13 protein-coding genes are annotated in these 13738 nt (G+C 48.1%); 5 read left to right on the top strand and 8 right to left on the bottom strand.

Annotated features, from left to right (window positions below; all coding sequences use genetic code 11):
- Positions 1–8: 8 nt before the first annotated feature.
- The 5 genes from flhB (at position 9) to fliP (ending at position 5471) form a co-directional block, all read left to right on the top strand.
- Positions 9–1160 (top strand): flagellar biosynthesis protein FlhB, encoded by a 1152-nt coding sequence (flhB, locus tag KBW69_RS08655; RefSeq protein ID WP_257275749.1) that lies wholly within the window; start codon positions 9–11, stop codon positions 1158–1160.
- The gene (gene flhA, locus KBW69_RS08650) at positions 1157–3259 is read left to right on the top strand and encodes a flagellar biosynthesis protein FlhA (RefSeq protein ID WP_306670780.1); all 2103 of its coding nucleotides are present in this window, start codon (positions 1157–1159) and stop codon (positions 3257–3259) included. Before flhB ends, flhA begins: the two co-directional genes overlap by 4 nt.
- A gap of 79 nt (positions 3260–3338) precedes the next feature.
- Complete coding sequence (locus tag KBW69_RS08645) at positions 3339–4298, top strand: flagellar motor switch protein FliM (RefSeq protein WP_257275750.1); 960 nt, start codon at positions 3339–3341, stop codon at positions 4296–4298.
- Positions 4299–4322: 24 nt separating this feature from the next.
- Positions 4323–4721 carry a flagellar motor switch protein FliN gene (fliN, locus tag KBW69_RS08640; RefSeq protein ID WP_257275751.1) on the top strand — a complete coding sequence of 133 codons (399 nt, stop codon included), beginning with the start codon at positions 4323–4325 and terminating at the stop codon, positions 4719–4721.
- A 93-nt stretch (positions 4722–4814) separates the two neighbouring features.
- Positions 4815–5471: a flagellar type III secretion system pore protein FliP gene (fliP, locus tag KBW69_RS08635; protein ID WP_257280615.1), complete on the top strand. Its 657-nt coding sequence runs from the start codon at positions 4815–4817 to the stop codon at positions 5469–5471.
- On the opposite strand, the gene KBW69_RS08630 is transcribed toward fliP, so the two are convergent.
- The 8 genes from KBW69_RS08630 to fliE form a co-directional block, all read right to left on the bottom strand.
- Positions 5457–7235, bottom strand: coding sequence for an N-6 DNA methylase (locus KBW69_RS08630; RefSeq protein ID WP_257280614.1), 1779 nt, complete (start codon positions 7233–7235; stop codon positions 5457–5459). The genes fliP and KBW69_RS08630 overlap by 15 nt on opposite strands.
- Positions 7236–7349: 114 nt before the next feature.
- Positions 7350–8078 (bottom strand): flagellar basal body P-ring formation chaperone FlgA, encoded by a 729-nt coding sequence (flgA, locus tag KBW69_RS08625; protein WP_257280613.1) that lies wholly within the window; start codon positions 8076–8078, stop codon positions 7350–7352.
- Between the two features lie 59 nt (positions 8079–8137).
- A complete protein-coding gene (locus tag KBW69_RS08620; protein ID WP_257280612.1) occupies positions 8138–8557 on the bottom strand; it encodes a hypothetical protein in 420 nt (139 codons plus the stop codon).
- Positions 8554–9882, bottom strand: a complete 1329-nt coding sequence (locus KBW69_RS08615; protein ID WP_257280611.1) for a FliI/YscN family ATPase — start codon at positions 9880–9882, stop codon at positions 8554–8556. Before KBW69_RS08615 ends, KBW69_RS08620 begins: the two co-directional genes overlap by 4 nt.
- Entirely contained in the window at positions 9882–10661 is a 780-nt protein-coding gene (locus tag KBW69_RS08610; RefSeq protein WP_257275900.1) for a FliH/SctL family protein, read from the bottom strand. Before KBW69_RS08610 ends, KBW69_RS08615 begins: the two co-directional genes overlap by 1 nt.
- 51 nt (positions 10662–10712) lie before the next feature.
- Positions 10713–11735, bottom strand: coding sequence for a flagellar motor switch protein FliG (gene fliG / locus KBW69_RS08605; protein ID WP_257275899.1), 1023 nt, complete (start codon positions 11733–11735; stop codon positions 10713–10715).
- Positions 11728–13380, bottom strand: a complete 1653-nt coding sequence (gene fliF / locus KBW69_RS08600) for a flagellar basal-body MS-ring/collar protein FliF (RefSeq protein WP_257275898.1) — start codon at positions 13378–13380, stop codon at positions 11728–11730. Before fliF ends, fliG begins: the two co-directional genes overlap by 8 nt.
- Before the next feature lie 14 nt (positions 13381–13394).
- Positions 13395–13715 carry a flagellar hook-basal body complex protein FliE gene (fliE, locus tag KBW69_RS08595; protein ID WP_257275896.1) on the bottom strand — a complete coding sequence of 107 codons (321 nt, stop codon included), beginning with the start codon at positions 13713–13715 and terminating at the stop codon, positions 13395–13397.
- Positions 13716–13738 lie beyond the last annotated feature (23 nt).

The raw sequence follows: 13738 nt of genomic DNA, 5'->3' as shown, positions 1-13738 counted from the left end.
ATTTCAAGATGGCAGAAGAAGGACAGACCGGGGAACGCTCAGAAGAACCCTCAGAACGAAAACTTCAAAAGAGCCGTGACGAAGGTCAGGTCCCCCGATCCCGGGAACTGGTCACCTTTGCCCTACTGGCTTCAACTCTGGCCGCTTTCTGGCTCAGTGGTGGGCTCATTCGTGACCAGCTGTTTCAGGTTATGCACAAAAGCTTCAGGTTTGAAAGAGACGCATTGCGTCAGGAAAGCTGGCTAACGGAGCACCTGATCATCAGCATAACTCAGGGCTTCTCCGGCCTGCTGCCCTTTATGTTGATTGTCATTCTGGCTTCAATAGCCGCTTCAGCGGCTTTAGGAGGCTGGATATTCTCAAATAAACAGATACGACCCAAGGCTGAACGCATCAGTTTCTTCAAAGGCATTAAACGCATGTTTTCTGCCAACTCCATGATTGAGTTGCTAAAGTCCATTGCCAAAATCTCGCTGCTGGCTTTTTCTCTCTGGCTCATTAATCAGTGGTTCTTTCGGGATGTACTCTGGTTGAACCGGCTGCCGCTCGTTCATGCAGTGTCAGAGGGGCTGAGCCATCTGGCCATGGCCATCACAATTCTGGTCAGCGCCCTGCTGCTGATCTGTTTTATCGATGTGCCTTTTCAAAGATGGAACCACATGAAAAAACTGCGCATGACACACAAGGAAATGCGTGATGAAATGAAGGAGTCTGAAGGTCAGCCAGAACTTCGTTCAAAACTGCGAGAGAAGCAACAGGAAATTGCTGGCCGCAGAATGATGCAGGCCGTTCCTTCAGCAGATGTAATAATCACCAACCCAACTCACTTTGCTGTAGCTCTGAAGTATGATCTGGATAAGGCCAGAGCCCCTTATGTCGTGGCAAAAGGAGTTGACCGGGTAGCCCTGCGCATCTGTGCTGTAGCGCGGGAATATAATAAACCGGTGGTACAGTCTCCGACGTTAACCCGGGTGATTTATCATACGACACAGTTGAATCAGGAAATAGCCGACGACCTGTTTTTGGCCGTTGCTCAAATTTTGGCTTACGTCCATCATCTGAATGACTTTCAGGCCGGACGCAGAGGCAAGGCACCCGATTTACCAATACCGGAAATCCCCAGTGCCTTCCGGGAAAAATGGGATAAAAAGAGACAATGATCAAGGAAGCTCAACGTCTGCTATACATGATGTCGCCCAAAAGCGGCAACCTGAATATCGGGATTCCGCTGATCGTTCTGATGACGCTCGGTATGGTTACACTGCCCATGCCGCCTTTTATGCTGGATGTATTCTTTACCTTCAACATCGCATTGTCGCTGCTTATCCTTTTGGTCAGTATCTACACACTTCGGCCTCTTGAATTTGCCGTGTTTCCAACCATCCTGCTGGTTTCCACTTTATTGCGCCTCGCCCTGAACGTGGCATCGACCCGGGTCGTTCTCCTCAATGGACACACCGGCAATGGCGCTGCCGGAAAGGTGATTCAATCCTTTGGTGAGGTCGTTATTGGCAACAGTTACGTCGTCGGACTGGTGGTGTTCTTTATTCTGGTGATTATCAACTTTGTCGTGGTCACTAAAGGCGCTGGTCGTATTTCTGAAGTGACCGCCCGCTTTACTCTCGATGCTCTGCCAGGCAAGCAGATGTCCATCGATGCAGACCTCAATGCCGGCGTTATTGATCAGCAGGAAGCGCACGACCGGCGGGAAAGTGTACGTCGGGAGGCAGACTTCTACGGCTCAATGGACGGTGCCAGCAAGTTTGTCCGGGGCGATGCTGTGGCCGGTCTGCTTATTCTTGCCATCAATATCATTGGTGGAATGCTGATAGGCACCATTGGTCAGGGGTTATCCGCCGGGGAAGCCTTTGCTGTTTATTCTCTTCTGACGATTGGTGATGGCCTGGTGGCTCAGATTCCTTCGCTGCTTCTGTCCACCTCTGCGGCTATCATGGTGACCCGTGTTTCTGAATCTGCAGATGTGGGGCATCAGGTTTCCGAGCAGATGTTTTCTTCTCCAAAAGCTTTGGGCCTTACTGCCATGATTTTAATGGTGATAGGTATTGTTCCCGGTATGCCCCATGTGCCCTTTCTCAGCCTGGGCTTAATTGTGGCTTTTCTGGCCTGGTGGACCAGCAAAAGTCAGAAGGATGATCCCGAATCCAGCCCGACTCAGGCCAATACAGAAGATGTTGGTGAATCTACACCCTGGTCATGGGGAGATATTCCCCCGGTAGATACCCTGGGGCTTGAGCTGGGATATAAACTCATTCCTCTGGCAGATGAAAAACAGGGTGCACAATTACTCACTCAACTTAAAGGCATTCGTAAAACCCAATCCCGGGAGCTGGGCTTTCTGATTCCCAGTGTGCACGTGAAAGATAACCTGAACCTGAAACCAGACAGCTACAACATCTTGCTCAAGGGTGTCATTGTCGCCGAAGGACAGATTGAGCCTATGCGTTTATTGGCGATCAATCCCGGTGAAGTGTTTGGTGAGATAAATGGTATTGCCACTTCAGAGCCTGCTTACGGACTGGAAGCACTCTGGATTGAAACTTCCGAGCGGGAACATGCTGTTGGACTTGGTTACACGGTAGTCGACGCTGCGACAGTTATTGCTACACACCTTAATAAAATTATTGATGAACACGCCAGTGAGCTGCTTGGGCATGATGAGGTGGTGCAACTGCTGGATAAGCTGACGCACTATTCCCCGAAACTGGCTGAAGATCTTATTCCCAAGAAACTATCCATGAGTGTGTTTTCCCGGATACTCAGAGATTTGCTGACCGAAGATGTCTCTGTCAGCGATATTCAAACCATCGCCAGCACCCTGCTGGAATCGTCTGAACGGATTACAGAACCACACTTGCTGACCTCTGAAGTTCGTATTGCCCTGCGGCGCAGCATTATTCAGAACCTGGTAGGTAACACCTCTGAAATACCGGTTGTCACCATGAGCTCAGAGCTGGAACAGATCATTATGCAAAGTTACCAACAGGCCCGACAGAGTAACGACTTTTCCCCTGACACACTGCCACTTGAACCACGAATTGCGGAGCAACTGCAGGTTCAAATGCCAGAAGTTTCTGCCAACCTTGCTGCTGAAGGAAAAGTGCCTGTTATGCTGGTCAATGCATCACTTCGCCCGGCCATGGCCAGATATGCCCGCTTATGTACCGAGGGCATGCATGTGTTGTCGTTTAATGAAATCCCTGAAAATAAAGAAGTCATTGTGGTAGGCAAGATTGGCTGATTGTCTTTATCAGCTAATAGCGGTATGTTTTTTAATAACAAGAATTATCTGGTTATAAGCCAGTTATATGGAATTTCCCATGGAACGGAAATCTTTATCAGACAATACCAAATCCAGCCTATCGGGTGAAACAAAGACTCGCCGTATTCACCCGCCTTCAAAATTCAAGGATCTGACAACTTATGATCTGACAAACCCGGATTATAAGATTCATGACCTTTTGCCAACCCTTGAACTGATCTACCGGCGATTCTCCCAATTATTTCGTCACAGTCTCACTGCTGTTTTTCGTCGACCGGTAGATGTTCATTTTGAATCTGTAGATTCCCTGCAAATCGGTGATTATCTGCATCAGGAAGATATACCTGATGTGCAGTATATCTACCGCTCTACAACACTGAAGTGTGCTGGTTTCATGGCCATAGAGACACCGCTTTTATATTCTCTTGTGGACATTTTTTTCAGTGGTACCGGCGAGTTTCACGAAAGCCATGAAGAGGAGCTGACTAACGCCGAGATTCGCATCATGGAACGCCTGCTAAAATCTGCAGCGGATGATCAGACCGAAGCCTGGAGTAGTATTCTTTCTTTCAAAATACGCCTTGCTGAAAATCATAACCGCCCCATTTCCACCGTTTTTCGCTCGGATACCGAGATTATCCTGTTGAGTCGCTTCACTATTTCCCTGGGCTCCACGGAAAGCCCATTTCATATCATCATGCCTTATCAGGCTCTGGAACCGGTTAGAGAAAAGCTGCAGGCCTTTAAATTCACTGAACAGGACCCCACCTGGCAACGTAACATGATGGCCGGGGTTATGCAGGCGCCTTTGGAAGTCTCTGCCCGATTATGCGAGTTGAAGCTGAGCCTTCGCGATGTGCTAAGGCTGAAAGCCGGACAGATCATTCAGGCAGATATTCCCAGCAGTGTCACGGTCAAGTTCGCAGGCATTCCAGCTTACCGTGCTGACGTCTGCACTGTGAATAATATGCTGGCCATGAAAATTCTTAAATCTCTGTATTCAAAAGAGACAGACTAAAGTCTGACCGAGGAAGAGACGTTTATGAGTAATGAAGAAAATGAAAACGAGCAGGAAATGGCCTCGCCACAACCTGCAGAAGATGGTGTCAGTCTTCAGGACAGTCTGGAATCAGAAACCACCTCCAGAGAGTTAGAAGATACCAACAACCTGCCGCAGTCAGTCAGTGACTTGGGCATGATTCTTGACATTCCGGTGACACTGTCTCTGGAACTGGGCAGCACAGAAATAAACATTGGTGAGCTAATGCACCTTAATAAAGGCTCAATTGTTGAGCTGGAAAAAGAAGCCTCCGAGCCTCTGGAAGTGAAAGTCAATGGCACTCTGGTAGCCTACGCCGAAGTTGTGGTGATCAACGACAAGTACGGCATTCGCCTGCTGGATGTAATCAGCGAATCAGAACGTCTGAAAAAACTGGCCTGATCTGTACTTATGAGGTCGCTGATCTATGCCCTTTGTGGCCTGACTTTGCTCCTGACTTCGTCACCCATCTGGGCGCAGGAAGGCTTTCCATTAATGACAGTCACCAGTAATGGTGATTCTCAGGAATACAGCGCCAGTCTTCAGATTCTGATTCTGATGACGGCACTGAGCTTTATTCCTGCTGCACTGTTAATGATGACGTCTTTTACCCGGATTATTATTGTTCTGGCAATTCTGCGTCAGGCTCTGGGCTTACAACAGACACCGCCCACTCAAGTTTTATTGGGTATAGCACTGGCACTGACCCTGATTATAATGCAACCATTATTTGGGGTTGTTTATGCCCAAGCGGTTGAACCTTATCTGGATGACCATTTAACACTGATGGAGGCTTTAAAACAGGCAGGCATTCCAGTCAAAGATTTTATGCTGCGCCAGACCAGAGATACGGATCTGGAATTGTTTTATCAAATTGCCGATACCACTCCACCGATAAATGTTGCAGATACGCCTTTCTCCATCGCCATTCCCGCTTTTGTGACCAGTGAATTGAAAACTGCTTTTCAAATTGGCTTTGTTATCTACATTCCCTTTCTGGTGATTGATCTTGTCGTTGCCAGTGTTCTGATGGCCATGGGCATGATTATGCTGTCGCCCCAGATGATTTCGCTGCCTTTCAAATTGATGCTGTTTGTTCTGGTAGACGGCTGGGCCATGATTATGGGTACCCTGGCATCAAGCTTCTTTTAGCAGTTCATTTTCTATCATTCGGGCTTTATCACGAATAAAGCGAACCTGGGCATAGAGTTTGAGAATTTCTCTGTGAGACTGTTCTGCCTGCTGCTGTTCAAAGGAAGACCACTCGGGAACAGGAAGTTGTTTTAAATCATTGCCATGAATAAACGGTACCTGACTTTCTGTACAAATACTATCAAGCAATATCTTGCCAGTTTGTGAACGCAGGAACCGAAATAAAACAATAGAACTATTGAGATAAGTATTTTGCTTTAGTCGTAAAATAACAAAGGACTGATTAGCCACCCAGTTTAATCCACAGACATCGGGTACGATGGCGATTCGCCCCGCCTGTCCCTTAATGACCACAAGAACATCTCCTGGTCTCAGTAATTGTTGTTTTGCTCGTTTCAGCCCTTTTTCATCAACATGAATTTCTTTTTCAGGGTGCTCAACCTCTCCAGCCTCATTAATGTCATTGGCTGTCACTTCCAGAAAGGTCTGTTTTTCCAGATTATTATCACGTAGAGCCTGAGCTCTTATGATATCAACCAATGACTCTAAATGAGTGGCAGCGACGGGCTTGCCGAGTAAATCAATGCGTCGGGTGTCAGCACAATAATGTCCGGGATCGAGAATAACACTGCCCTGAATGAGCTGCCTTTTATCCACTTTTTTTGAGAAACGGGGGCTAGCCGTTTCCTCATTCATTTGTTCCAGAATGACATCGACATTATTCAGCTGAATTCTGGCTGCTCCTTTTTTGCGCACAGGAGTCGCTTTAAAATAATCACTGCTGGCGTCTATCAAATGCATATTGTTAGTAACTTGTCGTTTTGCTACAAGCACGTAGAGTGGTGTGGCCCGCCCGGGTAGCAGTCCTTTAGGCAGTTTAATAATAGCGTGCAGCCTGTTCTGTTTTAATAACCAGCGGCGAAAGGCAATATGATGCTCGGTATTTTTCTGAAGAAATCCTCCTGACACAGCAATAACAACCTGCTCTGAACAGCGCCAGAACATATGACGGATAAAAAGCATTTCTTCATTACGAACCCGGGTATCCAGCCGTTGGAAAATATCTCTGACTTCATTCACTTTGTAACGGCGGTCTGCTGTAAGAAGGCCTACCCCATGATCAAACTTTTGCAGTTGGCCCGATTCAAAAAAAGCAGGCTCAAGTACCGGATGCCCCTGCGCAATATGAATATCCGGATTAATCAGAACACTCAGAGCATCCAACTTACTGATAGAGGACTGCTCAGAATAAACCTGACCGGTAAGCGCAAGATCCGCTCCCAAAATAAAGCTATCGGCATTGGGCAGATAACAACTGCCCCCTGATCCTGACAACGCTTGCAGCAAACCGCCAATGGCTTCGGGCAATGCAAAGGAGTGTGGTCTGAATCGATGATGTAAGGCCAGAGGAATCTCATTGTATTTCAGTAAATTATGCCTCTTTGCGGTCATCACTGAGTGGCAGGCTCGGGTAATTTCATCGACTGGGATCTGTTCAGGTAATTCATCTCCCTGTTGCCAGGCTATTTGCCAGATACGTTGATCCCTATTGGCAAAAGTCTCTGGTACTTTTCTCTGCCCGATTTCTCTGAACAGCTGCTCGAGTTCAGAATGTTTGTCTGGCAACTCCCGCTCGGGCAAAAACTCCAGTTCCGACAACCTTGCCCAGGCAAACAGCTGGCCAAGCAAAATCAGGTAAGCCTGGTACCAGTTTTTACTCTGTAACGTACCCGGAACAAGGGCATTAACGATGTCGCGGCTCATAAAATCATTCTCTGAAAGGGTTAATTTAATGGTTACTGACTAAATCATCTGCTGATTAATTAATTTTTTGATAAATCACCTAATCAGACGCTGATTAATGTATTCAGAAAAAAATTAGTGATGAATTCGAACCTTCCCAGTGCTGATCACTTCTGCATGGACAATTTTTCCGGAAGACCGGTTTCTTACCCGTATTGTTTCGTGTATTTCGCCATCATCCAGAGATGCCCCAGACATAGAAACCTCTAATCCATTACCGCCGGCAATAATCTGAACAATTTCCCCCTTGCGAATCACATAGTCTTTTTCAAGCATATTGGCTGAAATCAGTTTCTGTGCACCAATACTGCGTTTGATGACTCTCCCCCTGATTTCACTGATCTCAGTAAAAAACTGACCTCTCAGCCTGCTGTAATCGACTTCCAGAAACTGAAGAGCATCGGCGGTCAGCCTCTGACCTCTGGCCAGTGCTCGGATACTGTGAATAACGGGTACCAAAATTTTATTTTCAGCCATCACTGTCATTCGCCATTCACCAGGGCACTCTACTATTCGTTTGACTGCCCCCACAGGCGGTCGTGTCCCGGAACCTGCAGAGACAGATAGATTGCCTTGGCAAGTTCTTCGGGACTTACTGGAAGAAAGAGGGCGAACTTTTAGTTCATAGCGGGCACCGGGAATCGATTGAATAAAACCGGCCACTTCTTTTTCAACGGATTGATACACTCTGCGTTCAATCTCTTTTGCAAGGTTTGTATCAGAAGAGGTGTGAGGAGAAAATAGAGAGGCGATGATGATGGATGATCTGAAAAGCGGTCTGAAATGCGATATGACAAGCGGCATAGATGCTTCCCTGCATAAAATACCTGACGAAATATCAGGTTAACACAGGCAAGCCAGAATTAGCGAGGGGAGCGCTGCAGCAGTCGGTCTGTCTCCTGAAGTTCATCCCGAAGCTGTTTTTGCTGCTGTTGCTCGTTTGCTTTGTTTTTCAGATGTTCAACGCCGCTGGTCATTCTGCGTTCTTCTTCCAGCCGCTGGTTAATTTGCTCAAGATTTCCAGACTCTGCTTTAATCTTCTCTTCCAGCAAAACAGAAACATCTGCAAGCAATTCAACAAACTGACTGCGGCTCCAGCAGGATAGTGAGGAAAGTTTTTCTCCCGGACAACTATCGCAGGATTTCCGGGCATCATTTAACAGCTTTTTCTGGGTATTGAGAGAGGCCAGACTCTGTTCCGCGTGCTGCTTCTCTCTTTCAGTGAACTGGCTCTTTTTTTCCAGTGCGGACCGGGCTTTTTCCAGACGCCGAGCCTTGCTCATGATGTAACAACCTGATCAGAGCGCCAGATATTTATTAGTTGTTCAATGCTGCCAGAGAGATCAACCTGTTCATAACGGCTTTGCTGTAAAAAACGTTCCATCTGCGGACGATGTTCAATAGCTTTATCAAGCTCGGTATCTGCTCCGGGTTTGTAAGCCCCGATAGCCATAAGTTCTCTGAATTCATTATACCGGTTGTGATAGCGTCGGAACGCCTGAGCACACTTTTCATGTTCTTCTGTTATCAGCTGAGACATGGTTCTGCTGATGGAGGCTTCCAGATCAATGGCCGGGAAATGTCCTCTTTCAGCCAGCTCGCGACTGAGCACAATATGTCCATCCAGAATGGAGCGGGCAGTATCTACCACGGGCTCCTGCATATCATCACCTTCTGCCAGTACGGTATAGATGGCCGTTACTGAACCTTCACCTATTCCCGTTCCGGCCCGCTCCAGCAGTATCGGAATCTTGCTAAATACTGAAGGAGGAAAACCTTTCGCTGCCGGAGCCTCACCCACAGCCAGCGCAATTTCACGGTGAGCCTGGGCATATCGGGTCAGGGAGTCCATCAGCAGCAGAACCGTTTTGCCCTGATCTCTGAAATACTCTGCTATTTGGTGACAATAAAGTGCAGCACGGATTCTGCGGACAGGCGATTCATCCCCGGGTGAAGCCACCACAACGGCTTTTTCCCGACCTTCCATACCCAGAATCTGATCAACAAACTCCTTTACTTCGCGACTACGTTCACCGATCAGACCGACAACAGTAACATCCGCCCGGGTATTGCGCGTCATCATGCCCATCAGTGTGCTTTTACCAACGCCACTGCCAGCAAACAACCCTACTCGCTGTCCTTTTCCTAAAGTCAGCAGACTGTCGATCACTCTTACGCCCACTTCCAGTGGCTCATCGACCGGCTTTCTGCTCATAGGATTCAAGGGGGAGGAATGAATTGAGATTCGGTCAGATAAACTCAGAACATTGGAATCAAGCGGCTTACCCATGGCATCTACCACCCGCCCCAACAACTCTTCACCCACAGGCATGGTGTGATTGAGAGAGACGGGAATTATTCTGTCTCCGGCAGCCAGACCTTCCATTGTCGTTGAGAGAGGCATCAGAAACTGACTGGCACCGTCAAATCCAACCACTTCTGCCTCCACCTGACGGCCACTCTGCATGTTGATATGGCAAAGCTGTCCGATGGGTAATCGTAATCCTTTAGCTTCCAGAAGAAGACCTTTAATCGCCGATATCCTCCCGGACATTTTGGCAACAGGCACTGACTTCAGTTTTTGAATAAGTTCATCAGAGAGCGACATTAACCCGCGTCCTCCATTGCGGCAGGCAAGTTTTCACGAATAATATCCAGACACTCCACCAGCCGGGATTCCATTCGAGCTTCCGCTTCTGTCTGGCTGGAAATGATCCGGCAGTCGTGCATTGGTAATTCCTGATCTTCGACGACCTGCCAGGCCGCACCAAAATCTGGCTTGAGTTGTTTGAGCAACTCCGCGTTGACCGGATTCACATGGATGGTGTACTGAGCATCCTCAGGCATGATACTCAGAGTTTCCCTGATGACAGAGACGATCTGTTCCGGAGAAGTCATCAGCTCACGACGCACCACCTGGCGACAGGTTTCTTCTATTACTTTTCCAAGCCAGCTGATCTTTTCGTCGCGACCATAACTGGCACCAGAGCGAAATTCAGACATTTCTTTTCGCAACAGGGATACCAGTTTTTTCTGCTCCTCAGTGGCAATACGCCCACCTTCTTTGACGCCCAGCTCTCTGCCCTCTTCAAAGCCCATTCGACGGCCTTCTTCCACACCTTTGGCATAGCCTTTCTCAATACCCTGCTCCAGAATACTTTGCAGAACTTCAGCAGAGGGTTCAACGGATTCCTGTGATGTCGGTACTGTATTCTGAACCTTATCGACAGGCTGAGAAGCACTATCACTATAGTCAGATTGTTGAGTTATCTCTGGAGTCTCTGATGTTTCTGAATTCTGAAACTCACCGGGCTTTTGGTGAACCGGAAAGAGAAACCGTTTGAAGGCCGCTGTTTCAGGCTGCCATATTTTTTGTCTGTTTGTCATGAACCAACCTGTTGTTATTAGTATGAAGAAAGTGATGGGTATTGATTGGCATTAACCGATCATCTCGTCCTCATCATTAAAGATCAGCTCTATCTCACCGGATGCAGCCAGCTGTCGCGCTGCCCGAAGCACATCGTTGCGGGCAGACTGAACCTGACTGGCACGAACCGCGCCAAGATTTTCAATGTCTTCAAGCAGGAATTTGGCGCTTCGCTTGGTCATGGTACCTACAACGACATCAATCATCTCCTGAGCGGCCCCTTTGAGCGCCAGAGCCAGAATATCCTGGCTGACCTCCGCCATAACCTTACGCAGTGCATCTTCGTCCAGACGCATAAGGTGTTCAAAGAGGAACATTTGTTGTTCAATCTGCTCAGCCAGTTTCTTATCCTGCTCCTTAAAGTAACTCAACAGACTCTGCACCGAAGTGTCGTTCATCCGGTTCATTATATCGGCCACCTGACGAAGACCACTGACGGTGGTATTCTGACTGGTGCTCATTTTGCCGATATTGGCATCAAATATAATGTTGAGTTCTTCAAGGATGGATGGATGTAATTCCTGCAGTCGGGCTACTCGTGACAATAGATCCTGGTGACTTTTGGCTGGAAGGCGCATTAATACGTCGGTAGCCTGTGTAGCTCCCAGATAGGTCAAAACCACTGCCTGAAGTTGCGGGTGCTCATCAACAATCAGTTCGGTGATGGTTCCCGAGTCCATCCATTTCATCGCTTCCAGACTGTTGCTCTCACCGCCAAAAATAGAGTCCATGACACCTTTGGCTTCTTTGTCACCCAAAGCCATCTTCAAGGTCTTGTCAATATATCCTTTGGAGGAACCAGAAAGGGCGCTGTCATACCGATAAGTGTGGAAAAACAGGTCCAGAACTTCCTGAACCTGATCTCTTTTCAGGGGTGCGATGGTCGCCATGGTCGTGCTGATCTGTCGAACTTCCCGCTGGCTAAGGTGTTTGAATACCTGCGCCGCACCTTTTTCCCCCAGACTGAGAAGCAGGATAGCAATGTCTTTGGGAGTCGGCGGCCTTGATGGCAAGGTTCTTTGATTATCACTCATAACTGTTCATCCATAGCTTGATCACCTGTGCTACCCTGGCAGGGGCCTTGGACGACAGTTCTCGCATCTGAGTCACCTGAGTTTCAAAATCTGCCAACTCAGGCGGCAAAAGATCAAAAGTGTCATCAAATATTACTTTCCTGCCTTGCTGGTCGAACTGGGTAGAATCCGTTTCCTCAGAGATTTGAGGTAACACGGCTGGCTCATCCATCTTGATAGTGATCTGTTTCATCATGGGTCTTAAAAGAAACATAATCACAAGAATCCCCAGCAAAGTACCGCAACCATATTTGACGTAGTAGAGCACCTGCGGCTGTTGCCACCAGGCCAGCCCGACAGGTTCAACATGAGTGACTGGCACAAACGGTGCGGTATGAATACTGATCTGATCACCACGAGCCTGATCAATACCTGTCGCATCAATAATCATTTGTTGAATCGTGGCAATTCTTGCCTGATCCCAATTACCAATACCCAGAGCTTCATCGGGCTGCTCATTGAGAACAACGGCAACGCTGAGTTTCTGTACTCTGCCCTGCTGATTGGCCACCTGCCTGATCACTTTGTCTACTTCATAGTTGCGGACAAACTCTGAATGAGTATTATTGCCCTGCTCCGCCTGAGCTTGCTCCCCTTCTTCCGGTGGCTGATTAGCGAGAGCACCGGGTATGCCTCTGGCTCCCTGCCCGCTATTAAGCACTTCCTTTCCCTGCTCACTTCTTAACACGGGAGCACCGGGCTCATATTGCTCTACCGTTTGCACCACCTGTTCAAAATCCACATTGGCGGTAACCTGGGCCCTGAAATTGACAGACCCCACCAGAGGTTCAAGCAGGGCACTGATGCGCTGTTGAAAATGAGCTTCAACCTGACGCTTGAAGTCCAGCTGTTTACTGGCTTCACTGAGCACACTGTTACCCAATAAAACATCTGAAGAGAGCAGTTTGCCGGACTGGTCAATAACAGAAACATCGCTGCGATTCATATTAGTGACACTGGCGGCCACCAGATTCACAATGCCTTCAATCTGCTCATTGCTCAACCTGTATCCTGGAAACAGATCGACAAACACTGAGGCCGATGGTTTTCCCTGTTTGCGAATAAAACTGCTCTGTTTGGGCAGAGCCAGGTGGATTCGGGCATTGCGGACGGGTTTCAGGCTGATAATGGTCTGAGCCAGCTCGCCTTCAAGACCACGCCGGTAACGGACATTTTCCACAAACTGGCTGGTACCGATTTCCTGCCCATCGAGCGTTTCCAGTCCTTCCGGCGTTCTTGCCTGAACGCCCGATACAGCCAGCTGCATACGGGCATCGGAGAGCCTGCCGACATCCACCATGACCTGACCCGAAGCCGGGTGAATTTTATAAGCAATACTGTTTTGTTCCAGTACATTGACCACACTGGCCACATCATAGAGTTCCTGATTGCCATACAGTGGCTGGTAATCCGGAGATTGTGACCAGAGCCAGAAAACTGACATCAGGGCAACCGATACTGCAAACAAGACCATCAGCACCACTTGATAGTTACGATTGTTTTTCAGAACTTCGGACACCCTGTCCAGTGCTTCACGCCAAACAGGCTTCACTTCTTTTTCTTCTGGTGCCTGCTCCGGGGTGGCATTTGTTTCTGATTCTGCCATGGTATTTTTCTACCTTAGATCTGCATGCGCATGATGTCTTCGTAAGCAGTCACTGCCTTATTGCGAACCTGCATCAATGCCTGAAAGGAAATACTGGATTTCTGCATGGCAATCATGGTGCCCATGAGGTCATCACTTTCCCCGGTTTCAATCTTGTGCATCATGCCGCTGGACTCTTGTTGCAGGTCATTAACCTTTGCAATGGCCTGTTGCAGCAGATTGCCAAAACCGTTGGTAGTCATGCCTTCAGATGCAACTGAGGAAGGTAAAATCGGAGCAGGTCGGTTTTTCAGGAGTACACTGAGGGAATCCGGGTTTAGACCTTTGATGTCCATTGAGCCGCCATCCACTGTTGTTC

It is taken from the genome of Endozoicomonas sp. ISHI1, from assembly GCF_024606225.1.
In the GTDB taxonomy this organism is placed as follows: Bacteria; Pseudomonadota; Gammaproteobacteria; order Pseudomonadales; family Endozoicomonadaceae; genus Endozoicomonas_A.
Note: the sequence above shows the minus strand (reverse complement) of the source record. Positions and strands in the feature narration are given on the sequence as shown.